Source organism: Marinobacter halodurans, from assembly GCF_004327985.1.
Lineage (GTDB): Bacteria > Pseudomonadota > Gammaproteobacteria > Pseudomonadales > Oleiphilaceae > Marinobacter_A > Marinobacter_A halodurans.
The window spans coordinates 1-24,662 of record NZ_SJDL01000010.1 but is presented as its reverse complement, the minus strand read 5'-3'; the positions used below and the strand labels follow the sequence as shown (position 1 = coordinate 24,662).

The following is a 24,662-nucleotide window of genomic DNA, read 5'->3' as shown; positions in this document are numbered from 1 at the left end:
CAATACAACAGTGCCGGGCGGGGCGCTTGCCGGATCAGTAGACGAACGGTGCGCTCTTGAGTTGCGCCAGTGCGCTGTCATCGGCTGCCTTCCCGGCACCGGTCGATACCCGCAGGCTGTGCAGGCGCGGCTCGATGGTCTGGCGGTAGGTGGTGAGCACATCGTCCAGGGTGACGTTGCGAATGGCCCTGGCCAGTTGCTGGCGGCTGTCGAAGTCGAACTCGCCCCGGTCGATCTCCTGCCAGTAACGTTCGGAGACCTCACTCAAGCGGCGATCCTGCGCCAGTAGTTGGCTCAGGACAGCCTGCTTTTCCCGCTCAAGGTCGACCTTGCTCATGTCGGCCAGATTCTTGTCGAAGCCTTTCAGGAAGTCGCTGACTGCCTGGTCGATGGCGGCGGCGCTGGCCTTCGGTGACTGGATCATGAAGCCCAGGGCCGGCACCTCCAGCATTTCGAAGGAGCTTGCCGAGACGATGTATCCCAGTTGCTGCTGGGTGCGCAGGCTTTCGTAGAAAGGCGCGCCGATGATCTGGGCCAGGACGTCGAAACGGGCCCGCTCATCGAAGTCCGTGGAGTCGCCCTGCAGGTACAGCGCGTAGCCGGTATCCGGGTGATCCACCTGCAGGTTCACCGTCAATTCCCCCTTGGGCAACTGGCGGACACCGCTGCGGGGCACGTCGTCGATGGTGCTGTCGCTGAACAGGATGGCATTGGCCTGGCGCTGGAGGTTCATGGCGGCGGCTTCGGTCAGGTTGCCGTGGGCCAGCATGACCGGATCCACCTCGGCCAGGAACTGGCCGGCGAAGTCACGCAGGTCCGAAAGCGTGACCGCATTGGCAGCAGCCAGCTTGTCGTCCACCGACCAGGCACCTTCAATCAGGGCGCTTTGCAGTTTCATCGCCGCCTGCTGAACGGGCTTGCTCTTCTTCTGGTTGCGCAGGTCGTCGATCAGTTGCTGACGATTGATCTGGAAACGCTGGGCGTCGATGTCCGGGTGAGCCACCTGGTTCATGATTCGACGCAGCAGCACGTGCAGTTTGTCGTCGTACCCGCTGACCCGGATGGTCATGCCGCGCAGGTGGTTGTAGACGGCGTAATCCAGGCCGGCGAGCTGGGCCGGGTAGGCGTAGGCATTGAGATTATCCTTGATGCTGTCCACCAGCAGGCTGGTCAGCACCTGGCCGCGTGCGGAGTCGCGGGTCAGCGGCGAGCGCAGGCTCAGGTAGACGTCGGCCTTGGGAGCACCAAACCGCTTGTCCCGCGCGTACCAGACCTTTGGGGCAACCTGGCCCGACAGGGCAATGGGGTGATCCATGGTCTTGCCGTCGACCATGGCAAAGTTTTCCGGAATGAACGGGTTGGGCGCCGGCAGGCCGAGTTGGGCGACCAGGTCTTTGGGGGCATCCTCCAGGTCGGCGGCGTTGAACGAACGGACCTGATAGGGCGTGTCGTACCACTTGGTTCTGGGCGCGTCCTTCGGCAGGGCCTTGGGCGTCATCAGGGAAATCAGCGCGTTGTCCGGCGTCAGTTGCTTGAGCACAGCCCGGTATTTCTCGGGCGTGTAGTCCTGCATCATGTAAGGGGCCTGCAGCACGTCCTTCGGCGCCACGCGTTGGAGCTGCATGGCCAGCGAGCTGACCTTGTGGATCGGCGACGAATTCTCCTGGAAGCGGAAGCCGATGTCCGAGAGTTGCTTCAGCTCGTCGTAGTAGGTCTTCTGGATGCCGTCCTTGCGGATCCTGTCGATGTAATCGAAGGTCAGGGCGACGACGGTCTTCCAGTTTTCCGCGCCCTTGGGCGTCAGCGATATACTGATGTTGAAGCTGGTCTGGTGACCGTCGTCCTGGCCCTGTCCGGCCGACAGGCTGTCGGCCAGCCCGGCATTTTTCAGCACGTTCAGCAGGCTGCCCTGGCCCTCGTGGCCGATCAGGTTGGCGACGTAGCCCGTCGGCTTATCCGCGTATTCCTCCTCCATGGACGGCAGCGGGAACGTCAGGTCGAGTTGGCGCATATCCTTCAGCGACTGCACCTGCATGAAGGCCGGCAGGAAGCCCGGTTTGAACAGGGGTGCGTTGTAATCGGTCTTGTCCAGGTGGCGGTTCTCGATCCTTGAAAAGCGCGGGCGCACCATCTTTTCCAGGGCATCGAGGGATTGCCTGCCATAGACCACCAGGGTCATCAGGTTGGCGGAGTAATGGCTCTTCCAGAAATCGACCAGGTCCTGGCGTACCGGATCGCCCGGGCGGTCGGCCAGGGTGTCCAGGCTGCCCACGGCAAATCGGCTGTAGGGATGTTCCGGGTTGAACACCGCCTTTTCGGCCGAGAAGTAACGACGGCCATCGTCCTTGAGCTTCGAGGAGTATTCCGAGTTCACCGCGTTCTTTTCCCGTTCCACCAGGTCGGCGGTGAACAGCGGCGCCGAGAACTGTTGCGCGAATCGGTCCAGTGCCGGCTCCAGGGAATCCGCCTGGATGTCAAAGAAGAAGTTGGTATCGCGGAACGCCGTGAACGCGTTGTGGCTGCCGCCGTGGCTGGTGATGAACTGCTGGTATTCACCCGGCTTGGGGTATTTCTTCGTGCCCAGGAAGAGCATGTGTTCCAGGAAGTGGGCCAGGCCCTGGCGATTCTCCGGATCATTGCCGCTGCCGACCGCAACGTTCATCGCTGCCGCGCCTTTATCCGCATCGGGATCGGAGATCAGCAGGACCTGCAGGCCATTATCCAGCACCAGATAGCGATACTGGTTATCGTCGTTGGGGCTCTTGACCGGCGTTGCGGCGGCGAGCGCCAGGTGGGGCAGGGTGACAAAAAGCAGAAGGACCAGTAAACGAAACGGGGACCTGTGACCGATCAACACAACACTCCTTTTCCCGGGTTCAGAATCGTGGGGCGATCACGGTGCGATGTGATCGCCGGAATTAGGCAACGCTCAGTGAATGGGGCGATTCGCCACACTATGGCCGGAGCCTGCCAGCGTCTTGCGGGCCAAATCCGATGCGGCCTCGGCACTCAACTCGCCGGAAGCAATCCGTTCAAGGACCGATCCCATGACCGCCAGTGACTGACGGTAGTCGTTGAACTCGGCCTGGAAGGCGTCGTCGATGGCATCGTACACCTTCTGGATTTTCTCTTCCCGACTCTCGCCGCTGGTGCCGGAATCGTTGATGGCCTTCAGGCAGGCCCGTGCGATCTTGATGTAGCGCTCGGAATGGGCGTTTTTGTCAGACATGGTGTGCTCCCGAAAAGTTCAAAGGTCGCGGATTATGTCATTGCATCCTCATCGTGTCCCGCCCGTGCGGGAATTCTGCGACGCCTCGCCGGTCCATTGTGCATGGTCTGGTCCTTGGCGCACAGATTGACGATGCTTTTGCAACACCCTCGGCGACCCGGGTCAAACCCGGTGCATTCCTGGCCATGCGTCCGACAGACGCTGTGCTAGGCTCATTTCAGAGGTGTTCCGAATGTGCTGTGGGGCCCCGTGGCCCCTGGCCGGGACGTGTGCCTGCCCCGACCCCTCTCACGGATTTAGAGTAATTAATCTAGTAAAAACAGTGGATTAGACGGAGTAAATGCTCTAATAAAATACGATACTTGCAAAAAACAATTGCGTACAATGCGACCGATCCTGCCGGGACTGGACAGTCCCGGCAGGATCACGGAGAGGGAGTCTTCCAGCTGTCCCCACAGCGCTGCCGGGCGAGATGCACAGGTGACCACAGGCCTGTGACGACCGGCAGGTGTTGAGGGTGGTCGATTCCAAATAAGAGCAATAAGTGGATGGGCAAACTATGGACTATTTCCTGACGGGTGGAACCGGGTTCATCGGACGGTTCCTGGTAGAGAAACTGCTCGCACGCGGCGGTACGGTGCACTTGCTGGTGCGCGAGGAGTCACTGGAAAAGATCGACCGGTTGCGTGAGCGTTGCGGCGTTGACGAGACACGGATCAAGGCGGTCGTGGGCGATCTCACCAAACCGCAGCTGGGCATTGATGGCGACGTGCTCAAGTCGCTGAAGGGGCATATCCGCCACTTCTTCCATTTGGCAGCGGTGTATGACATGGGCGCCGACGAGGAATCCCAGCGCGCCGCCAATATCGATGGTACCCACCAGGCGATCGCCGCGGCGGCCGCCATGAACGCCGGCTGTTTCCATCACGTGTCTTCCATTGCCGCGGCCGGCCTGTTCAAGGGCACTTTCCGCGAAGACATGTTCGAGGAAGCGGAGAAACTCGATCATCCCTATCTCAAGACCAAGCACGACAGCGAACGCGTCGTGCGCTACGAGTGCACGGTGCCGTTCCGCATCTACCGTCCCGGCATGGTCATCGGCCACTCGAAGACCGGTGAGATGGACAAGGTCGATGGTCCCTATTACTTCTTCAAGATGATCCAGAAAATCCGCTCGGCGCTGCCGCAGTGGGTGCCGACCATTGGTATCGAAGGCGGCCGGCTCAACGTCGTGCCGGTGGACTTCGTGGTGGCGGCCCTGGACCACATCGCCCACCTGGATGGTGAGGACGGCAACTGCTTCCACCTGGTGGACCCCGATCCCTACAAGGTTGGCGAGATCCTCAACATCTTCTGCGAGGCCGGTCATGCGCCGCGCATGGCGATGCGTGTGGACAGCCGCATGTTCGGCTTCGTGCCGCCGTTTATCCGCCAGAGCCTGAAGAACCTGCCACCGGTCAAGCGCATCACCAATGCGGTCCTGGACGACATGGGCATTCCGCCGTCGGTGCTGTCGTTCGTGAACTATCCGACCCGGTTCGACGCCCGCGAGACCGAGCGTGTGCTGAAGGGCTCCGGCATCGAGGTGCCGCGCCTGGCGGACTACGCACCGGTGGTCTGGGATTTCTGGGAGCGCCACCTGGATCCGGACCTGTTCAAGGATCGCACCCTGAAAGGCACCGTCGAAGGTCGCGTCTGCGTGATCACCGGCGCCACATCCGGGATCGGTCTGGCCACGGCACAGAAGCTGGCGGATGCCGGCGCCATCCTGGTGATCGGCGCGCGCAAGCCGGAGCGCCTGAAAGAGGTGGCCGCCGAGCTGGAGTCCCGCGGTGCCAGCGTGCACGCCTACCAGTGCGACTTCTCCGATATGGAAGCGTGTGATCAATTCGTCAGCACAGTGCTGGACAACCACGGCCAGGTGGATGTGCTGGTCAACAACGCTGGCCGTTCGATCCGCCGTTCGCTGGACCTGTCGTTCGACCGTTTCCACGATTTCGAGCGCACCATGCAGCTCAACTACTTCGGCTCGGTTCGCCTGATCATGGGCTTCGCACCGAAGATGCTGGAGCAGCGCCGCGGGCACATCGTGAACATCTCGTCCATCGGCGTGCTGACCAACGCCCCGCGTTTCTCGGCGTATGTGGCCTCCAAGTCCGCGCTGGATGCCTTCAGCCGCTGTGCCGCGGCCGAGTGGTCGGACCGCAATGTCACCTTCACCACCATCAACATGCCGCTGGTGAAAACGCCGATGATCGCGCCCACCAAGATCTACGATCAGGTGCCGACGCTAACGCCGGACGAAGCCGCCGACATGGTGGCCCAGGCGATCATCCACCGGCCCAAGCGCATCGCCACCCGTCTGGGCACCTTCGCCCAGGTGTTGCATGCGCTGGCGCCGAAGCTGGGCGAGATCGTGATGAACACCGGCTACCGGATGTTCCCGGACTCCGCCGCCGCCTCCGGTTCACGCCGGGGTGAGAAGCCCCAGGTCTCGACCGAGCAGGTGGCTTTTGCGGCCATCATGCGGGGTATTTACTGGTAGGTTCGAGCCGGCATAAAAAAACCGGAGGCACAGTGCCTCCGGTTTTTTTATGGGCAAGGGAAAAGCGCTGCCGCTTTCCGGTCGGAAGTCCGGCAGCCCTCTACGAGTTGGCGCCACCCGCCTTCAGACTGGACGGGTAGAGCGGCGCCAGACCGGGTGTGGCCTGGCGCAGCGGGCGGTCACGCAGTCGCTGGAGTGATTTCAGCAGCGCTTCCGGCTGCCAGCTGTCTGCGGCCGCTTTGCCGCCGTACAGACGTTCCTGCAGCTTCTCCAGCTCTTCGGCCAGGGTTTCATCGGTACTGAATCGAACCACATCGCCGGCGCTGCGCAGGTGCTGGTTTCCGAATCGTTGGCGGGCCCAGCGTGGCAGCAGGCTCAGGGTCTGGGCGTTGCCGGCGCGGGCGGCTTTTTCCAGTTCGGCGTAGAGGGTGGCTTCAGCCGGATCGCCCTGTGGGTCGCTTTCCCCGGGGGAGACGGCGGCACGGCGGCGGTTGAGCCACCAGAACAGGACGGTCAGTGCCCAACCGGTGCCCAGTGCCACGGCCAGCCACAACCACGTGTTGTCCAGCGGTGAGTGCAGCGGCTGGGGCGCTTCCTCCAGGGCTGTCTCCCGGGCCTTGGGCGTGACCGGCTTGGCCTGGTCCGGTGCCGAAGGCGGGTTCTTGGCGGCCGGCGGGGGCGCCGCGACGCCGGCGCTGTCGGTGATGGTCAGGGTGCGCGCCGGGATCACGGCGACGCGTTCCTTGTCGTTCACGGTGTCCCACCAGGGGACCCGCACCTCCGGCAGGGTAATCTGCCCCGGTTTGACCGCCACCAGCGCCGTGCTCTCGGTACGTGACGAGGTGACCGTGCGGCTGTCCACGTTGGATTTCAGCTCCGGTTTGTCCGGATAGCTGCGCACGGCATCCGGATAGTCCACCTTGAGTGGCGGCAGGGCCGAGCCGAGCAGGCCGAGGGCATTCAGGGTCAGGGTCCGGGTGACGCTCTTGCCCGCCTTGAGTTCGGTGCTGGGATTGCTCCAGTCCTGGGATAGCTCCAGGCTGCTCGCCGGCAGCCAGGTGTCGCCGGTGAAGCTGTCGGGGATGCCCTTGACCGGAATATTCAGGGGATCAGCCGTATCCCGCAGGAAGGTCAGGCTACCGGTGTCGTCCCGGGCCTGGCCGTTGAACTTGATGCCGTCGATCGTCAGGGTGCCGGGAGACTGGGGATAGATGGCGTAGCGCCGCTCCACCACCCGATATCGCACATTGTCGCGGACACGGGCGTACTCCTGTTGCTCGCCCATGGATTCGATGATGGCGTCGTTCTGCTCCGGCTGGCTCAGGTCGCCCCGGATCAGGTTGCCCCGGTAAAACAGGCGTACGGTCAGGACCAACTGCTCCTGGACGTAGACCGAGGACTTGTCGGTTTCCACCTCGACGAACGCCGGGCGGGCCGTGCCATCCGGCGCGGGCGCATCGCCGGGCTCAACCGTCACCGTCACCGGTTCCGAACGGGCTTCGCGGAACTTGAGCGACGGGATCTCGAGCTTGCCCGTCTTCTTTGGCGCCAGTTCATAGATCCAGGTAACGATGGCCGTGGCATCGCCGTTGACTGAGCGCAGACTGTACTTCTGGTGCTTGCCCAGGATCTCGAAGTTCTCTTCCAGGGCATCCTCTTCCGGTGAGGGCAGTTCCAGATCGCCGATGTTGAACAGCATGTCCAGGTCCATGGAGAACGGCATTTCGCCCTTGACCGTCAGGGTCAGGGTCTGGTTCTCGTGCAGGGTCGTCCGATCCACGTGAACGTCGAGCGTTCCCTTGTCGTCCGCCCAGGCTTGGGTCGTGACAAGTGCCATCAGGATCAGCAGGAGCATCTGCCGGACGTGATTTACCATGGTGTATCGCCTTCCATTTGTTGCTGGTTGCCGCGCTCACGGTATTGGTAAAGGAATTTGCGGCGCATCAGACCGGACGGGTCGTCCGGTATCCGCCGAAGCCATTGTTCCTGGCTCTGGGAGAGTTGCTTGTCGTTGCCGGCCTCGCCGGCAGGCTGGGCCTTGGCCTGCTGGCCGGATTTTTCGTCGGACTGGCCCGGTTGCTGGTCCGACTGGCCCTGGGATGACGATTCATCCTCCTGTTGCTGACCGGGCGATTGCCGGGACTGATTTTGCTGCCCCTGTTTGCCCTGGTCGGCATTCTGGTCCTGCTGGGACGGATTCTGCCCCTGCTGGCTGTCCTGCTGCTGTTGCGAGGAAGACTGGCCCTGGTTGGGCTTGTTCTGCTGGCCCTGACCGGACTGGCCTTGCTGCTTCTGCTGGTCGGACTGCTTGTTGCCCTGGTTCTGCTGGTTCTGTTTCTTCTGCTGCTTTTGCTGCTCCAGCAGTTTCTTCACCAGGTCACGATTGAACCGGGCATCCTGGTTGCCCGGGTCCTTTTCGAGTGCCTTGTCGTATGCGGCGAGGGCTTCCTTGAGATCGCCCTTGCGGGCCAGGGCATTGCCGCGGTTGTACTGGGCATCCGCCGAATCGGCCTTGGCAAAGGCACTGGCGGCGCGGTCATAGTCGCCGGCCCGGTAGAGCGCCGAGCCTTTCCAGCCGCTGTCATCCAGCTTGTCGGCGGCGACCGCCGGGTCCTTCTGGATCAGCGCTTCGGCGCGCTGGTCCGGGCGGGTCCACCAGTCCTCCCAGTCCATCGCCTGGGCGGGCTGGGGCAGCAGCGGCAGCAGCACCAACGGAATCAGCAGTAGCGCCCCGCGGCGCCAGGCGATCAGGGCCAGCGGCGCGGCCAGCCACAGCAGCCAGTAACCGTCGTCCTTCCAGCGTTTGACCATCAGGTCGCGCTTGCTTTCATGCCAGTCGTCGCTGTCCTGCGAGCGCAGTTCCAGGGTGCGGATGTCGTCGTCATCCAGGGTGACCGGCGAACTCAGTCCCCCCGTGGCACTGGCCAGTTGGGCCAGCCGGTCCGGTTGGGCCTTGGCGATGACCACGTGGTCGCCGTCGCGGATAAAGCCGCGCTTGGGCAGGGGAATCGGCCCGCCTTCCCGGGTGCCCACCACCAGCGTGCTGAGGCTGTAGGGCGATCCCTGCAGTGTTTCGCGGATGGACTGGTAGTCACTGGCGCGCAGGGCATCGGTGACCAGCAGGATCCGGCCCTGGCCCGGGGCACCCTGGTCCAGCAGCCGCTCGGCCTGTTCCACCGCCAGATCGGCCCGGTTGCCGCTGGCCGGCATCATGAAGGGATCGAGCACATCCAGCAGGCTTTCGATGGTGCGGCTGTCATCGGTCAGGGGCGTCACGGTGTGGGCATCGCCGGAGTAGACCACCAGCGCGGTGAAGCTGCTCCTGCGCTGGGCCAGGATGTCGCGGATCTTGCGCTTGGCCTGGGTCAGGCGGTCCGGGTCGACGTCCTGGGCCAGCATCGACAGGGACAGGTCGAGCACGATGACGAGGCTGTCGTTCTCCTGCATCAGCGGTGTGGGCGCCTCACGCCAGCTGGGGCCGGCCAGGGCCAGGGCACAGGCAATCACCAGTGTACCCAGGATGATGCCGGGGCGCTTGCGGCGGGCATTCTGTTCCACCGCATCACCCAGCAGGGGCCGCAGCAGGGCTTCGGGAATCACCCGCGCCCAGCCGCTCTGACCTTCGCCCTGGAAGCGCAACAGGAAGGGGATCAACGGCAACAGCACCAGGAGCAACAACCACAGCGGGCGCATGAAATGGAAGTCAGCCATGGCTCACCCCCGGAATTTCGCGACGGCGAACATGGGACAGCAACTGGCCGATCAGCAACAGGGCGATGGCAATGCCTGCCGGCCAGTAGAACAGGTCGGTGGTCGGGCGGTACTGCTTGCCTTCCAGCTCGATCGGTTCGAGCTTGTCGATGGTGTTGTAGATGGATTCCAGCTCCGGTGTGCTGCGCGCGCGAAAATATTGGCCGCCGGTCTGGCTGGCGATCCGCTTGAGCAGGTCCTCGTCCAGGTCCCGCGATGGGTTGACCTTGCGGGTGCCGAGGAAACCGCGTTGCAGCATGGCCTCGGCGCCGATGCCAATGGTGTAGATGCGCACGCCGGCCGCGGCGGCAATCTCGGCGGCCTTGTCGGGGCTGACTTCGCCGGCGGTGTTGGCGCCGTCGGTAAGCAGGATCAGCACCCGCTGGTCCTGGGGGCGATCCCGCAGTCGCTTCACCGCCAGGCCGATGGCGTCGCCGATGGCCGTGGCCCGGCCGGCCATGCCCAACTGGGCTTCCTGCAGCAGGGTGCGGATGGTCTCGTGATCGAACGACAGCGGCGCCTGGATGTAGGGCTGGGTGCCGAACAACAGCAGCCCGAGGCGATCGCCTTCCCGGCGCTTGATGAATTCATCGAGGACGTCCTTGACCGCTGTCAGCCGGTTCACCTGGCGCTGGCCCACGATCATGTCCTCCTCTTCCATGCTCGGTGAGATGTCCACCGCCAACAGCAGGTCCCGGCCGGTGACCGGCAGGTTGACGTCTTCGCCGATGTACTGGGGGCGGGCGAGGGCAACCACCAGCAAGACCCAGGCCGCCAAAAGCAACAGCTTCTGCCATCGGCTGCGGGCATTGCCGCTACGGCTGACACCGGGCAGGTTGGTCAGCCAGTGTCCCACGGGAATGGATGGCGCGGCCACCTGATCGGCATCCGTCCTGCGGCGGCGCCACCACAGCAGGGGCAGGAGAACCAGCAGCAACAGCCAGGGATAGGCAAAACTCAGCATCTCTGCCCTCCCAGCCAGCGTTCGGCCACTGCCCTGGCCTGATCCGGTTCGATCCGGGGCGAGGGATGCCAGGCTGCATTCACCAGGGCTTCGACCTGCTGGCGGTCCAGTGCCGGCTCCGTGCGCGCCAGGAAATCACTCCACTGCGGGCCGCTCAGGGTATCCGGATGCTGGTCCGGATAGCGCTGGCGGGCACAGCGTTTGAGCAGGGCATTGAGTTCGGTAAACCAGTCGTTGTCGGAGCGGGCGGCGGCGCCGAGCCGGGCCAGCTCCTGCCGGGCGTCGCGGATCCAGCGGTTGCGCCGGTGCCGGCGCCAGGCCCACCAGATCACGGCGGCGACCAGGAGCAGCACCAGCGCAGCGAGGATCCACCAGCCGGGCGCGGGTGGCCAGAAGCCGCCGGGTTCGGGCAGGTGGATATCCCGCAACTGTGCGAGGGGATCGCCCTGATTCATGGGTTGTTGTACTGCCTGTGTCATGCTGTTGTTGTGACCGTTGTGCTCATCCCAGTCGGCCCCGTGGGCCGAGCACGGTTTTCAGGACCTGCGCCGGCTGCTGCCCGGTATACAGGGGCACGGCATTGACGCCCGCCAGGCTGAAACAACGCTCGACCTTGTATTCGTGTTCCGCCACCTTGGCCTGGAAGGCTTCCCGGAAGGCGCTGTTGCCGGCGTCGAACCAGAGCGGTCCGTCAGGCCCGGCGACCGCAAACCGGCCGCGCTCCGGCAGCGCCTGTTCCAGCGGGTCGATGACCCGCAGGGCGCTGATCGTGTTGTGCCGGGCCAGTTGCGCAATCAGCGCCGGGGTCTCGGGCGACAGGTTGATAAAATCACTGATGATGAAAACACGGCTGCCGGTGTGAGCGATACGACGTGCCTCACGCAATGCTTCATCCAGGCGGCTTCCTTCGGTGTTCTGGCCTGACGGGCCGGTGTGGTCGTCCTGACGCTGGACGAGGCTGTCCAGTAATCGCACCACCGCCCGCCGGCGACGGGCTGGGCGCAGCACATCGCACTGGTGGTCGGAAAACACGATGCCGCCCACCTGGTCACCGGCGAACAGGCCCAGCCAGGCGATCAGCCCGGCCACCTGGGCCGCGCGCACCCGCTTGTAGGCGCCTTCGCTGCCAAAATACAGTGAATCGCCCAGATCGCACAGGATCAGCAGCGGGCGTTCCCTTTCTTCCTCATAGAGTTTGGTGTGCGGTTGCTGCCGGCGCGCGGTTACCCGCCAGTCGATGCTGCGGATGTCGTCGCCCGGCTGGTACAGCCGCACCTCCGAGAACACCATGCCGCGGCCTTTCTGCCGGGACCGGTTGACCCCGGCTTGGCGCACCGTAACCGGACGCGTGCCGGGCAGGCGCAGGGCGCGGGCGTCCGCCTGCAGGCGGATCAGCTCCGGCAGGTCGATGCGAATCAGTGGAGAAGCGTCCTGCATGGCGTCAGGCGGCGACCGGGACCCGATCGATCAGGCGCTGGATCACGTCGTCCGGCGTGATGCCGTCGGCCTCCGCCTCGAAAGTCAGCAGCACGCGATGGCGCAGCACATCGAAGGCGATGGCGCGCACATCGTCCGGGTTGACGAACTCCCGGCCGTCCACCCAGGCCTTGGCGCGGGCGCAGCGGTCCAGGGCAATGGTGCCCCGGGGGCTGGCGCCGAAGGCGATCCAACGGGCCAGGTCCGCGTCCAGGCTGGCCGGCTGGCGGGTGGCCAGCACCAGCGCCACCAGGTAATCCTCGACCGCTTCGGCCATGTAGAGTTCGCTGGCGTCCAGCCGGGCCTGGAAAATATCGTCGGCGCGCAGGCGCAGATCCGTCGGTTCCGGCCCCTGCTGATAGTCGCGTCGTGCCAGGTGCAGGATGTCGCGTTCGGCACCGGCGTCCGGGTAGTCGATGGTGACGTGCATCAGGAACCGGTCCAGCTGCGCTTCGGGCAGCGGGTAGGTGCCTTCCTGTTCGATCGGGTTCTGGGTCGCCATGACCAGGAACAGGCGGTCCAGCGGGAAGGTCTTCATACCCACGCTCACCTGGCGTTCGCCCATGGCTTCCAGCAGGGCGGACTGTACCTTGGCCGGCGCCCGGTTGATTTCGTCAGCCAGCACCAGGTTGTGGAAGATCGGCCCCTTCTGGAATTCGAACAGGCCGGTCTCGGCGCGGTAGATCTCGGAGCCGGTGACGTCCGACGGCAGCAGGTCCGGCGTGAACTGGATACGGTGAAAATCCCCTTCGATGTGATCGGACAGGGTCTTGATGGCGGTGGTCTTGGCCAGCCCCGGGGCGCCTTCCACCAGCAGGTGGCCGTCGGCGAGCAGGGCGATCAGCAGCCGGTCAACCAGCTTTTCCTGCCCTATGATCCTTTTCGCTAATTGGGATCGCAGATCCCCGAATATACGCTGTAACGACATTGATCCTTCCGTTTGTCTGCGGAGCTGTTGAAAAAGCCCATGCTGTGGCGAGTTGCAGTGTTGCACAGTGTCGACGATAGATCTGCCCATGCGGCAGACATTCCTTGCTGCGCGTCATGTATTGGTCCGTCACAGTCTGACCTTTTTCAACCACTCCCTGTCATTTCTCTCTTACGGACCCATCCGGACGAAGTGCCCATCGGAGACGTCATGAACGATCCGTAGGTTCATCAGGTTGCAAACCGGTCCGGAGTCCGTATTGACCACAATCGCCGTAGGCGACCAGTGTTTGTAACCTACCAGCAAAAATCAAGGGTTTGACTATGCTAGTGGAGTAAGCCAGCTGCCTGTCATAACCCGGAAGTGGAACCCAGTCTGTGACAGGTCTCCACTGGATTTGTTTATTAACATTCATTCAGAAAGTTGGGGTAGCACATGAACGCGCTGACGGTGACCAGCAAGGACCAGTTCCATGACTTGCTGGCCGAAGCCTTTGCCGAAAAGATCAACAAAACCGAAGCGAAGAAGATCAGTGAATTTGCAGTTCAACATTTATCCCACCTGCCGCTTGATGAGTTACTGGCCCGCCGCTTTGCCGACGTCTATGGCTCAGTACTCGCCGCCTGGAAGTTCATCCAGAACCGTGCGGCTGCGGATTCCCCTGTGGCGGTATTCAACCCGGATCTGGAGAGCGACGGCTGGCAGTCGACCCACTCCGTTATCTTCATCCTCCACCCGGACATCCCGTTCCTGATCGACTCCATCCGCATCGCCATCAACCAGCGCGAAATCGGGACCCATACCCTGTACCATGCCATCCTGCAGGTCGAGCGCGATCGCAGCGGCAAACTCAAGAAACTGCACGACCGGGACAGCAAGGCGGGCAAGGCCAAGACCAGTTACGAGGCGATGATCGTCCTCGAGATCGACCGGCACAGTGACCCGGAAGAATTGCGTGGCCTGGAGGACGAATTGCAGCAGGTGCTCCAGGAAGTCCGCATTGCCGTGGACGACTTCCCGGCGATGAAGGCCAAGTCCACCGAGATCCTGAAGGAATTGGACAACTGCAAGGCCAAGATCAGCAGCGATGACATCAAGGAAGCGCACCGTTTCCTGGAGTGGCTGGCGGACGACCACTTCACCTTCCTGGGCTACGACGAGTACGACTTCGTCAAGGAAAAGGGCGGCATGCTGGTGACCCAGGTGCCGGATTCGGAAATGGGCATCCTGCGGGTCCACAACGAACGGCCGGTCAAGGTCCGGCTGGAAGAGTTGCCCCAGCGCACCCGCACCGAGATGACCCGCACCGACGACATCTTCATCTTCGCCAAGTCGGCCCAGCGTTCCCGGGTGCACCGGCCGGCGTACCCGGACTACATCGCCGTCAAGAAATTCAACGCCAAGGGCGAGGTGATCGGCGAGCGCCGTTTCCTCGGCCTGTACACCTCCCGCGTCTACCAGGAACGTCCCGACCAGATTCCGCTGCTGGGCCGCAAGGTGAACGAGGTGATCAGGCGCTCCGGCTTCCTGCGGAACGACTACGCCGGCAAGGAGCTGGACCAGATCCTGACGGTCTACCCCCGCGACGAGCTGTTCCAGATCGAACCGGACGAGCTCTACAGGGTGGCGCTGGACATCCTCTACATCCAGGAACGCCGCATGATCAAGGTGTTCATGCGCGAGGACGTGTATGGCCAGTTCGTCACCTGCCTGGCGTTCTTCCCGCGGGACATTTACAACACCGAGCTGCGCCTGAATGTGGAGCAGGTGCTGATGGAGCGTCTCGAAGCGGAAGACATTGAGTTCGTCACCCACTTCTCCGAGTCGGTGCTGGCCCGGGTCCAGTTCACCATCCGGGTACCGCAGGTGGAGAACCGCCAACTGCCGGTCCATGACATCCAGGAGCAGGTGATTTCCCTGGCGCAGTCCTGGCGCGACGGCCTGTCCGAAGCCCTGCACGAGACCCACGGCGAAGAGCGTGGCAACGAGCTGATCCGCCTCTACCGCAATGCCTTCCCCGGCAGCTACCGGGACCGCTTCTCACCCCGTCGGACGGCGATCGACCTGGAGCACATCGTTGATGCGGCGAAGAGCTCCCAACTGGAAATGAGCTTCTATCGGGCGCTGGAAGAGGAGGAGAGCACCGTTCACTTCAAGCTCTTTTCGCCGGACGCGCAGCTGCCGCTGTCGGATGTGCTGCCGATCTTCCATAACCTGGGGTTCCGGGTCCTGGGCGAGCACCCGTTCGAGGTGGTGGACCGCAACGGCCGGTCCGTCTGGATCCACGACTTCGCGCTGCAGGCCTACACCGGCAAGATTGTTGATATCCACCGTATACGGCCGATCTTCGAGGACCTGTTCCGCCGCGTCTGGTACGGCGAAGCGGAGAACGACAACTTCAACCGCCTGGTGCTGGCCTGCTACCTTGACTGGCGCCAGATCGCGATGCTGCGGTCCTACGCCCGCTACATGCGCCAGATCCGCATTTCCAACAGCCAGACGTTCATCTCCAATACGCTGGTCAACCACGTTGGGCTGGCCCAGAACCTGCTGGATTTCTTTGCCGTACGGTTCGACCCCGAGCGTAACCAGAGCGCCGGCAAGAGTGCCGCCGCCCAGCAGAAGCTGGAGCTGGAGTTCAACTCCGGCCTGGATGACGTGGAAAACCTCAGTGAAGACCGCGTGCTGCGCCTGTACCTGGACCTGATGAAGGCCACCCAGCGCACCAACTACTTCCAGAAGGATGCCGACGGCAACCACAAGTCGTACATCAGCTACAAGTTCCGTCCGTCCGAGATCCCGGACATGCCGCTGCCCATGCCCATGTTCGAGATCTACGTCTACTCGCCGCGGGTGGAAGGTGTACACCTGCGCGGCGGCAAGGTGGCCCGTGGCGGCCTGCGCTGGTCGGATCGCTTCGAGGATTACCGCACCGAGATCCTGGGTCTGGTCAAGGCCCAGCAGGTCAAGAACGCGGTCATCGTGCCGGTCGGCGCCAAGGGCGGCTTCGTCGCCAAGCAACTGCCGGACAGCGGCGATCGCGACGCCTTCCAGCGTGAAGGGATCGAGGCCTACAAGACCTTCGTGCGCGGCCTGCTGGATGTCACCGACAACCTGATCGACGGCGCCATCCGCCCGCCGCAGAACGTGGTGCGCCACGACGAGGACGACCACTATCTGGTCGTTGCGGCCGACAAGGGCACCGCGACCTTCTCTGACATCGCCAACGGCCTGTCGAAGGAATACGACTTCTGGCTTGGCGATGCCTTCGCTTCCGGCGGCAGCCAGGGCTACGACCACAAGAAGATGGGCATTACCGCCAAGGGCGCCTGGGTGTCTGTCGAGCGTCACTTCCGTGAACTGGGCATCAACCCGGCAACCGACGAGTTCACCGTGATTGGCATCGGCGACATGGCCGGCGACGTCTTCGGTAACGGTCTGCTGCGATCCGAGCACGCCAAGCTGATCGCCGCGTTCAACCACATGCACATCTTCGTGGACCCGTCACCGGATCCGAGGAAGAGCTTCGAGGAGCGCCAGCGCCTGTTCGAGTTACCGCGTTCCGCCTGGACCGACTACAACGCCGACCTGATCTCCAAGGGCGGGGGCGTGTTCAACCGCAGCGCCAAGTCGATCCCGGTCAGCGCGGAGATGAAGAAGCTGTTCAACATCAAGTCGGACCGCGTACCGCCCAACATGCTGATCAGCCATATCCTCAAGGCCCAGGCCGACCTGCTCTGGTTCGGCGGTATCGGCACCTATGTGAAAGGCTCGAAGGAGACCCACGGCGACGTCGGTGACAAGGCCAACGACGGCCTGCGCATCAACGGCAAGGAGCTGCGGGCCAAGGTCGTGGGCGAGGGCGGCAACCTGGGCATGACCCAGCTCGGCCGCATCGAATTCGGCCTCAACGGCGGCCGCCTCAACACGGACTTCATCGACAACGCCGGCGGGGTGGACTGCTCCGACCACGAAGTGAACATGAAGATCCTGCTCAACCGTGTGGTGGCCAACGGCGACCTGACCGAGAAGCAGCGCAACAACATGCTCGAGAAGATGACCGACGACGTCTCCGAGCTGGTGCTGCTCAACAACTACCGCCAGACCCAGGCCATCAGTATCGCCAACACCGATACCACCACCCGGCTGGAGGAATACCGCCGGCTGATGATCACCCTGGAGTCCGAGGGCAAACTCAACCGCGAGCTGGAGTTCCTACCCGACGAGGAAACCCTGGCCGAGCGCAAGCTCGACAAGAAGGGGCTGACCCGGCCGGAGCTTTCGGTGCTGATTTCCTACGTGAAGGGCGACCTCAAGCAGTTGCTCACCGAGAGTGACCTGCCGGATGAGCCGTCCCTGGCGAAGGAAATGAACAAGGTCTTCCCGGATGCGCTGATCAAGAAATTCGGCAAGGAACTGGGCGAGCACCAACTGCGTCGTGAGATCATCGCCACCCAGATCGCCAACGACATGGTCAACCACATGGGCATCACCTTCGTGGACCGGCTGGCCAAGTCCACCGGCGCGTCGGTGTCGGCCATCGCCATGGCCTGGCTCATTGCCCGGGACGTGTTCCGCATCGACGAGTGGTGGAACAAGATCGAGGCCCTGGACAACAAGGTGCCGGCATCGCTGCAGTTGGAACTGATGAACGAACTGATCCGACTGGTCCGCCGGGCCGTACGCTGGTTGCTGCGTAACCGCCGTAGCGAGCTCAACATCCAGTCGCACGTGGACCGGTTTGCCGAGGCGTTGTCCGATATCATCGCGCAGTTGCCGGACTACCTCGGGCATCAGTCCGGCGAAGAGTGGCGCGAGCACTACAACGCGCTGGTCAAGAAGTCGATTCCGGAGGATGTGGCGGCCGTGGTGGCCGGCACCTCCTACCTGTACTCGGCGCTGGGCATCATCGAGGCCCACGAGACCACGCAGGTGCCGCTCAAGCAGGTAGCCAACCTGTATTACAGCCTGGGCGAGCGGCTGGACCTCAACTGGTTCGCCGGTGCGGTGGCCAAACTGTCGCCGTCTTCCCACTGGGAGGCCCTGGCGCGGGAAAGCTTCCGCGAGGACCTGGACTGGCAGCAGCGTGCGCTGACCACCGGCGTGTTGCGCATCAGCGGCCAGGATGGCGACGTCAGTGCCGCCATCGAGGACTGGATCGAGCGCCACAAGCCGATGGTGGATCGCTGGCAATCCATGCTCTCGGAACTGCGCAGCACCCGCGAGCCGGAGTACGCCATGTTCTCCGTGGCGCTGCGGGAGTTGCTGGACCTGGCCCAGTCGTCGATCCACACGCCGCTGGAGGCGCAGGCCAGCCCGATGGGTTGAACTTGACGGGCATATCCCGTTCAATTTGTGCGCCGGCACCCGACCGGCGCTGGTTTCGTGGCCAGGGTGGGCGTCCTCCCGCTACATCCCGGCCAACGATGGGCTCTACCGGAACCGCTGAATGCCACCGGCTACCGCCGACCGGGCCATGCAGCGGCTCCCCAACCAGAGAAGGAAAACATGCGACGGCTTAATCATATCTTTGAAAGCAACCGTGAATGGGCAGAGAAGATCAAGGAAGAGGATCCGCAGTTCTTCGAGCGTCTGTCCAACCAGCAGTCCCCGGAATACCTCTGGATCGGCTGCGCCGACAGCCGCGTGCCGGCCAACCAGATCATGAACCTGATGCCCGGCGACGTGTTCGTTCACCGCAACGTGGCCAACGTGGTGGTCCATACCGACTTCAACTGCCTGTCGGTCATCCAGTTCGCGGTGGAAGTGCTCAAGGTCAAGCACATCATGGTGGTGGGCCACTACGGCTGTGGTGGCGTGAAGGCGGCCCTGAAAGACCAGGGGCTGGGGTTGATCAACAACTGGCTGCGCCACATCCAGGACGTGCGGGACCAGTTCAAGCCGGTGCTGCAGAAGCTGCCGAGCGAACAGGACCAGATCGACCGCCTGTGTGAACTGAACGCCATCGAACAGGTGCGTCACGTGTGCCAGACCACCATCGTCCAGGACGCCTGGGCCCGTGGTCAGGACCTGTCGGTCCACGCCTGGGTGTATGACGTGGCCGACGGTCTGCTGCGTGATTTGGGTCTGTGCATCACCAGCAGCGAAGAGCGTGAAGAGATCTACGACAAGGCGGTGAAGGGCCTGGTCGAGCGGCCGGTCCGTTCACTGAGCGCGTGACGGCACGTCCGTGACGCAGGTTTGATTACGGCCGCCCTCTTTGGCCTGGTAGAGGGCGGCATCCGCTCGCTCGATCCACTGTGTCGGTGTTTCGATGTCCTTGCTCATTGGCGCCACGCCCAGACTGATCGTATAGTTGATCTGCGCCGTGCCGGTATCCACCGGGGTCGCGGCAATGACCTTGCGAATGCGCTCACACATCGCCACAGCCCCAGACACTGTGGTTTCCGGCAGTACGATGGCAAACTCCTCCCCCCCGTAACGCCCCGCCAGATCCGCATGGCGCAGGTTGGACAGCAGCACCTCCGACGTCCGGCGGATCACGTCGTCACCCGCCACATGGCCGTGGGTATCGTTCACCGCCTTGAAGTGATCGATGTCGAACATCACCAGCACCGAGTCGCTACCGTAACGCCGGCAGCGTTCATAGTCGGCCTTTAACAGGTTCTCCCAGGTGCCGCGGTTGAGCAGCCCGGTGAGGCGATCCGTCTCGCTCAGGCGCAGCAGTTGTTCGTTCGCCTGCTCCAGGGCCATATTGCCGGCGGCCACGTCGGTCACGTCATACACCATCAGGCACACCATCCGCACCTCGCCGTCGGTACTGGTGAGCGGACTGATGGTCAGGTTCTGGTACATGTACGGCGCGGTGCCGGTAATCGGCCGGGTGTTCCGGAAATGGAACAGGTAGGGGCGCTGTTCCCAGGTGGTGAAGGCGCGGGTCTTGAGCATCCGCACCGACTTCACCTTGCGCCGCAGCCAGGTCTCCGGTAAATCCGGGAAGAATGCAAACAGGTCCCGCTCCTTGATGCGCGAGGCGGTCACGCCGCTGTGGTTCTCCATAAAGCCGTTCCATACGTGCACCCGGAATTCCGAGTCGAGCACGATCAGGCCCACCTCGACGGTCTCCAGCATGTCCATCAGCCAGTGGAATTCGAGCATGTCATCCTGGTTGACAGTCATGGGTCACTCCGTCAGGTAGTCGATGGCCTGCTGCAGGTGGGGGATCGAGTCCGCCGTGAGCAGGATCAGCAGGTCGCACACCACGTTGTAGTCCTCGATGGTGTAGTTGATCTCAATACTGAGCAACTGCTGGTCCCTGTCCCGGTGGTATTCCAGCAGCTCGCTCACCTGGCGATGTTGGCCCAGCACCGTGGGATGACTGAGCCCGAGGTGCAGGTCGAGCTGATCGCCCAGCCCCTTGAGGAACGCACCGAACAGGATGCTGGACAGGTCCATCAACACTTCCACTTCCAGCGAATTGCGGTTGGTGTCCTCGTAGCCCAGCAGCCGCGCCATATCGTCGAAGCTGGCATCGGAGAACAGCAGCAGCGCTTCGCCCGCCAGGCCGGCCCCGTTGAAGCCCTGGCATACGGCGGAATAGCTCTCGCGCTCGCTGGCGGCCCCGAGTGCCATGACCAGTTCACTCTGTGCCAGCATGGCCACCCGTGGTACCGGCAGCTTGATGAACACGTCCAGCAGCCGCGCCAGCAGGTCGGCCGCCTGGCCCATGGCCACATTGGACATTTCCTGCAGGTAGGCGTTGAGATCCAGCGGTTCGTCGGGCCAGGAGGCGGGTGGGGATTCGAGGCCCGGTTGGGCGATGTCCCCGGCACGGTAAAGGCCATAGGCTTCCAGGATGTCCCGGATCTGCCCCGGATCGGTAGGCTTGCGGATGAAGTCCATGGCGCCCAGCTTGAGGACCCGCTTGCGCGCCTCGGGCTGGATGTCGCCCGAGACCACCAGCGTCATCACCGGCAGGTCCTCGCTGGTAACCGCTTCCAGCACGCCGTAGCCGTCGAGCACCGGCATGTTCAGGTCCAGGAACAGGACATCGCACCCACCCTCGCGGATGATCTCCAGGGCGGACTCGCCATGCTCGGCAAAACGCACATCGCCGGCCCAGCCGTCGGGCAGGGCGCGGGCCATCTGTTTGCGGGCCATGGAGGAGTCATCACAGATCAGGACGCAGTAACTCATGCCGTGTCGCTCATTGGTGTATGCCTGAAGTGTAGCAACGAGTTTTCGTTGGGGGAGAGTCGCTCCGTGCGACAGGCTGGAGAATCGTTCCGGCAAGCGTAAGCCCATAGGGCGCGCACCTTAATGAACGGAATGTAATTTGTTGTAAGACGTCAATCACAGTTTCGGAGGAAGGCCGGGGATGACTTGGCCTAATGTGACAGGTCTCACTTAAATGACCGGAGTGCCCCCCTATAGTCGTCACGCAAGCAAACAATAAAGAGCCCGTCATCGGCTCCCCAAAAAGCTGCGGTGCGATACCGGGTCCCTGCCAAACGGGGCGCAGTCCCGGATAACAAGAATAAGCCGTCGCGTCTTTCCGCAGACAACGACACAGAGACACTAACCATGAACAGGGATGCGCTCAAACGCGTGGCCCCGGTGTGCTTCGGCCTGATGTTGTCATCAGTCGTACAGGCGGAACTCAAGCCCATCTCCGACAGCGAGATGGAACAGGTCACCGGTCAGGCCATGATGGCCGTGGATATCGATGGAACGCCGGAACACCGCTACACCCGTGTGACGATGGGGCTGGACGCCGAAATCCAGACCAACATCGACACGGTGGCCCTCGGTGATACCGGCGACGGCACCGACGTGCTGGTCAGCCAGCTCTCGCTCGGCCACATATCGACGGACGCCGCCAAGGTCCAGCTCAACGGTCAGACTTACAACGTCAACGAGATTGTCCCGTTCGAGGCCAGCAACCCGTATTTCGAGCTGGCGGAAGAGAACGGCGATATCGTCGGCTTCCGCATGGGCTTCGGGCAGGCCCGGGGCACGCTTTCCGGCGATTTCGAAAGCTTCTCCGGCAACCTCGGCATCAAGATCGAAGACGCCAGCGGTACCGCGCAGGACGCCCAGCTGTTTGACGCCGGCGGCAACGCCACCAACACCCGCGCCAGTTACATCGGCCTGGACGACGCCGCCACTGACTGCGCGGCGGGCGTCCAGTGCGCGCCGCTGACCAACCTGAAAACCCTGGACATCGGCAGCGCCAACGGCGACGGCACGGTCAGCCCGACGGACGATTTCTTCATCTCGTTCCAGAAGGCCCCGGTGTCCTGGTCCAGCAACACCACCGGCGGCACGGCCATCGATGCGGCGGCGGGGGTGTACCTGAACATCCCCACCTCCATGCAGATGGACCTCACCACCCTGCAGAACGGCATTTCCCGGGCGCGGACCGAATACATCGATCGCGGTGTCGGCCTCTTCTGAGGCCGGCCTGCTGATCCCTTTTCACGGCTTTGCTACACTCGGCAGCCAAACGACACGGCTGAGGTTGGCAAACACGTGATTAAAAGCTTCTACTGGCACGACTACGAAACCTTCGGCGCCGACCCGGTGCACGACAGGCCCTCCCAGTTTGCCGGCGTGCGTACCGACGCGGACCTCAACATCATCGAAGACCCGCTGGTCATCTACTGCCAGCCCACCGAAGACTACGTGCCGGACCCGGTCGCCTGCCTGATCACCGGCATCACGCCCCAGCAGGCCCGGGCCGAAGGCTACCCGGAAGCCGAATTCATCAGCCTGATCCACGAGGCCTTCAGCCAGCCGGGCACCTGTGTGGTCGGCTACAACAGCCTGCGCTTCGACGACGAGGTCACCCGCCACACCCTGTACCGCAACCTGCGCGATCCCTACGCCCGGGAATGGCAGAACGGCAACTCCCGCTGGGACATCATCGACATGGTGCGCCTGACTTACGCGCTGCGGCCCGAGGGCATCAACTGGCCCAAGAAAGAGGACGGCTCTCCCAGCTTCCGCCTGGAAGAGCTCACCGCCGCCAACGGCATCAGCCATGAAGCGGCCCACGACGCCATGTCCGACGTCACCGCCACCATCGCGCTGGCCAAGCTGATCAAGGACAAGCAGCCCAAGCTGTTCGAGTACGTGCTGGAACACAAGGACAAACACTCCGCCCGGGCCATGCTCGACCTGGCCACCATGAAGCCGGTGTTCCACGTCTCCAGCAAATACCCCGCGTCCATCGGCTGCTGTGCCATGATCGCCCCGGTGGCCCAGCACCCGGTCAACAAGAACGCCGTCATCGTCTACGATCTGCGCAAGGACCCGACCGAGCTGATCAACGCCGACGTCGAGGAAATCCGCCGCCGCCTGTTCAGCACCCAGGCGGAACTGGGCGACGAGGAGCGCTTCCCCCTGAAAGCCATCCAGCTCAACAAATGCCCGGTGCTGGCCCCCGGCACCATGCTCAAATCCCTGAGCCCGGAACGCCTCGAACAACTGCAACTGGACGGCGACACCCTGCGCGCCAACCTGCAGATCCTGCGGCAGGCGAGGGGACTGGGCGAGAAACTGGCCGAAGTCTACCAACCCCAGGACGACGGCCCGGGCGATCTGACCGACCCCGACGAACAGCTCTACGCCGGCGGCTTCCTCAGCCCCAACGACCGCAAGCGGCTCGATCAACTGCTCCAGCAACCCGTCGAAGTGATGGGCGAAGCCACCCCCGAATTCGACGACGCCCGCCTCGCGGAAATGGTCTTCCGCTACCGCGCCCGCAACTACCCCCAGACCCTGGACTCGGAAGAGCAGGAACGCTGGGAAACATTCAAACAACAACGCCTGATGCACCCCAAAGCCGGCTGGCGCTCGCTGGAAGGCTTCTTCGCGGACATCCAGCAACGGCTGCAATCGCCGGAACTGAAGGCGAAGGATCGGCATGTTCTGGAAGAGCTGGCGTTGTATGGGGAATCGTTGATTCCTTATGTTTGAGGGGTAGGGCAGACAAACTGCCCATCTCTACCTCTGAAGATCCCTTCGGATAAATCCTTTCTTTGAGACTGTCGCTCGATTCGGGGCGACGGCTTGCGCCTGCCTGATTTGTTGATCTGCCTCATTGGCGAGGTGTGGTTGGTTTGGCTACATTGGTTAGCGGGCGACAGGTTGGTGAATGTTATGAAGAACGCGGTGATATTGCAGGGTGCGATCACGTGTGGGGTTAATGCTATGGAAATAAGGCGTTTATGGGGTGGGTGATCATGCTGTTATACCGGGCGCTTGTATATTCAATATCACGGAGCGCGGCCTAATCGCGGTTAAGCAATCAGGACGAATATGAAAGTAGCCGGCCTTTTGAACAAAGTGATCGTCATTGAATCCTTGGCTGAGGGAGAGCTCAAGACTGGAACGCGGCTTTTCGAAGACCAGCTAATGCATCTTGATTCTAAAGTCGAGAATCTATCGGCTGAGATATTCCCGGTTGAGGATGCAGACGCTTTCATCCGTTGCCTTCGAACAATCTCCGAAAGAATCCCGAAAGAAGCTATTGCTCCAATAATCCATTTAGAGTGTCATGGCGATGAGGATGGATTGATGCTCGCTGACGGCAGCCATTTGCCTTGGAACCGATTCAGAAATGAACTGATTAAAATTAACTTTGCCAGTCGCCTGAATACCCTAGTCGTTGTTGGGGCGGAGCTATGGTGATTTCTGGTGTATGGAGGCAAGTTGAAGAGGTGGCGTATCCTGTTGGTTGATCTCGCCAGATCACAACCAACAGAGGAATGATACGCCATGTCAAAGTCTACCCTGCACGCTCTTT

Annotated in this window: 16 protein-coding genes; 6 read left to right on the top strand and 10 right to left on the bottom strand. The window is 62.7% G+C overall.

Annotated elements, in window-relative coordinates; all coding sequences use genetic code 11:
* Window positions 1-34: 34 nt before the first annotated feature.
* Window positions 35-2,854, bottom strand: a complete 2,820-nt coding sequence (locus tag EZI54_RS08230; protein WP_242674387.1) for an insulinase family protein — start codon at window positions 2,852-2,854, stop codon at window positions 35-37.
* A gap of 75 nt (window positions 2,855-2,929) precedes the next feature.
* Window positions 2,930-3,229: a hypothetical protein gene (locus EZI54_RS08225; protein ID WP_131480884.1), complete on the bottom strand. Its 300-nt coding sequence runs from the start codon at window positions 3,227-3,229 to the stop codon at window positions 2,930-2,932.
* Window positions 3,230-3,788: 559 nt separating this feature from the next.
* Between EZI54_RS08225 and EZI54_RS08220 the strand changes: the two genes are divergently transcribed.
* Window positions 3,789-5,774, top strand: coding sequence for an SDR family oxidoreductase (locus EZI54_RS08220; RefSeq protein ID WP_131480882.1), 1,986 nt, complete (start codon window positions 3,789-3,791; stop codon window positions 5,772-5,774).
* Window positions 5,775-5,874: 100 nt separating this feature from the next.
* Here EZI54_RS08220 and EZI54_RS08215 read toward each other — a convergent pair whose 3' ends face one another.
* From EZI54_RS08215 to EZI54_RS08190, 6 genes are read right to left on the bottom strand one after another with little or no spacing between them, the layout of a single operon-like run.
* Complete coding sequence (locus tag EZI54_RS08215; protein ID WP_131480880.1) at window positions 5,875-7,650, bottom strand: BatD family protein; 1,776 nt, start codon at window positions 7,648-7,650, stop codon at window positions 5,875-5,877.
* Window positions 7,644-9,485 carry a VWA domain-containing protein gene (locus EZI54_RS08210; RefSeq protein ID WP_131480878.1) on the bottom strand — a complete coding sequence of 614 codons (1,842 nt, stop codon included), beginning with the start codon at window positions 9,483-9,485 and terminating at the stop codon, window positions 7,644-7,646. Before EZI54_RS08210 ends, EZI54_RS08215 begins: the two co-directional genes overlap by 7 nt.
* A complete protein-coding gene (locus EZI54_RS08205) occupies window positions 9,478-10,488 on the bottom strand; it encodes a vWA domain-containing protein (protein WP_131480876.1) in 1,011 nt (336 codons plus the stop codon). The genes EZI54_RS08210 and EZI54_RS08205 overlap by 8 nt, the downstream gene beginning before the upstream one ends.
* Entirely contained in the window at window positions 10,482-10,967 is a 486-nt protein-coding gene (locus EZI54_RS08200; RefSeq protein WP_242674385.1) for a DUF4381 domain-containing protein, read from the bottom strand. Before EZI54_RS08200 ends, EZI54_RS08205 begins: the two co-directional genes overlap by 7 nt.
* A 22-nt stretch (window positions 10,968-10,989) precedes the next feature.
* A complete protein-coding gene (locus EZI54_RS08195) occupies window positions 10,990-11,925 on the bottom strand; it encodes a DUF58 domain-containing protein (RefSeq protein WP_131480874.1) in 936 nt (311 codons plus the stop codon).
* A gap of 4 nt (window positions 11,926-11,929) precedes the next feature.
* Window positions 11,930-12,892, bottom strand: coding sequence for an AAA family ATPase (locus EZI54_RS08190; protein WP_131480872.1), 963 nt, complete (start codon window positions 12,890-12,892; stop codon window positions 11,930-11,932).
* 435 nt (window positions 12,893-13,327) lie between these two features.
* On the opposite strand from EZI54_RS08190, the gene EZI54_RS08185 reads away from it, so the two are divergent.
* Together EZI54_RS08185 and can are read left to right on the top strand one after the other, a co-directional pair.
* Window positions 13,328-18,220, top strand: a complete 4,893-nt coding sequence (locus EZI54_RS08185) for an NAD-glutamate dehydrogenase (RefSeq protein ID WP_131480870.1) — start codon at window positions 13,328-13,330, stop codon at window positions 18,218-18,220.
* A gap of 180 nt (window positions 18,221-18,400) precedes the next feature.
* Window positions 18,401-19,072 carry a carbonate dehydratase gene (can, locus tag EZI54_RS08180; RefSeq protein ID WP_131480868.1) on the top strand — a complete coding sequence of 224 codons (672 nt, stop codon included), beginning with the start codon at window positions 18,401-18,403 and terminating at the stop codon, window positions 19,070-19,072.
* On the opposite strand, the gene EZI54_RS08175 is transcribed toward can, so the two are convergent.
* Both EZI54_RS08175 and EZI54_RS08170 read right to left on the bottom strand, forming a co-directional pair.
* On the bottom strand, window positions 19,058-20,032 hold the full coding sequence (locus tag EZI54_RS08175) for a GGDEF domain-containing protein (RefSeq protein ID WP_131480866.1): 975 nt from the start codon (window positions 20,030-20,032) through the stop codon (window positions 19,058-19,060). The genes can and EZI54_RS08175 overlap by 15 nt on opposite strands.
* A gap of 3 nt (window positions 20,033-20,035) precedes the next feature.
* Window positions 20,036-21,049: a response regulator gene (locus EZI54_RS08170; RefSeq protein WP_131480864.1), complete on the bottom strand. Its 1,014-nt coding sequence runs from the start codon at window positions 21,047-21,049 to the stop codon at window positions 20,036-20,038.
* Between the two features lie 387 nt (window positions 21,050-21,436).
* Here EZI54_RS08170 and EZI54_RS08165 point away from each other — a divergent pair, with 387 nt between their 5' ends.
* The 3 genes from EZI54_RS08165 (at window position 21,437) to EZI54_RS08155 (ending at window position 24,547) form a co-directional block, all read left to right on the top strand.
* Window positions 21,437-22,309 carry a DUF6160 family protein gene (locus EZI54_RS08165; RefSeq protein WP_131480862.1) on the top strand — a complete coding sequence of 291 codons (873 nt, stop codon included), beginning with the start codon at window positions 21,437-21,439 and terminating at the stop codon, window positions 22,307-22,309.
* 75 nt (window positions 22,310-22,384) lie between these two features.
* Window positions 22,385-23,833, top strand: a complete 1,449-nt coding sequence (sbcB, locus tag EZI54_RS08160) for an exodeoxyribonuclease I (protein ID WP_131480860.1) — start codon at window positions 22,385-22,387, stop codon at window positions 23,831-23,833.
* A gap of 342 nt (window positions 23,834-24,175) precedes the next feature.
* The gene (locus EZI54_RS08155; protein WP_131480858.1) at window positions 24,176-24,547 is read left to right on the top strand and encodes a hypothetical protein; all 372 of its coding nucleotides are present in this window, start codon (window positions 24,176-24,178) and stop codon (window positions 24,545-24,547) included.
* Window positions 24,548-24,662 lie beyond the last annotated feature (115 nt).

Excerpts from the sequence above, each read along its gene's own strand:
- EZI54_RS08155 (WP_131480858.1), top strand. The coding sequence starts at position 24,176 with ATGAAAGTAGCCGGCCTTTTGAACAAAGTGATCGTCATTGAATCCTTG.
- EZI54_RS08215 (WP_131480880.1), bottom strand. The coding sequence starts at position 7,650 with ATGGTAAATCACGTCCGGCAGATGCTCCTGCTGATCCTGATGGCACTT.
- EZI54_RS08165 (WP_131480862.1), top strand. The coding sequence starts at position 21,437 with ATGAACAGGGATGCGCTCAAACGCGTGGCCCCGGTGTGCTTCGGCCTG.
- EZI54_RS08190 (WP_131480872.1), bottom strand. The coding sequence starts at position 12,892 with ATGTCGTTACAGCGTATATTCGGGGATCTGCGATCCCAATTAGCGAAA.
- EZI54_RS08205 (WP_131480876.1), bottom strand. The coding sequence starts at position 10,488 with ATGCTGAGTTTTGCCTATCCCTGGCTGTTGCTGCTGGTTCTCCTGCCC.
- EZI54_RS08210 (WP_131480878.1), bottom strand. The coding sequence starts at position 9,485 with ATGGCTGACTTCCATTTCATGCGCCCGCTGTGGTTGTTGCTCCTGGTG.
- EZI54_RS08200 (WP_242674385.1), bottom strand. The coding sequence starts at position 10,967 with ATGACACAGGCAGTACAACAACCCATGAATCAGGGCGATCCCCTCGCA.
- EZI54_RS08220 (WP_131480882.1), top strand. The coding sequence starts at position 3,789 with ATGGACTATTTCCTGACGGGTGGAACCGGGTTCATCGGACGGTTCCTG.
- can (WP_131480868.1), top strand. The coding sequence starts at position 18,401 with ATGCGACGGCTTAATCATATCTTTGAAAGCAACCGTGAATGGGCAGAG.
- EZI54_RS08175 (WP_131480866.1), bottom strand. The coding sequence starts at position 20,032 with ATGACTGTCAACCAGGATGACATGCTCGAATTCCACTGGCTGATGGAC.
- EZI54_RS08225 (WP_131480884.1), bottom strand. The coding sequence starts at position 3,229 with ATGTCTGACAAAAACGCCCATTCCGAGCGCTACATCAAGATCGCACGG.
- EZI54_RS08195 (WP_131480874.1), bottom strand. The coding sequence starts at position 11,925 with ATGCAGGACGCTTCTCCACTGATTCGCATCGACCTGCCGGAGCTGATC.
- EZI54_RS08185 (WP_131480870.1), top strand. The coding sequence starts at position 13,328 with ATGAACGCGCTGACGGTGACCAGCAAGGACCAGTTCCATGACTTGCTG.
- EZI54_RS08170 (WP_131480864.1), bottom strand. The coding sequence starts at position 21,049 with ATGAGTTACTGCGTCCTGATCTGTGATGACTCCTCCATGGCCCGCAAA.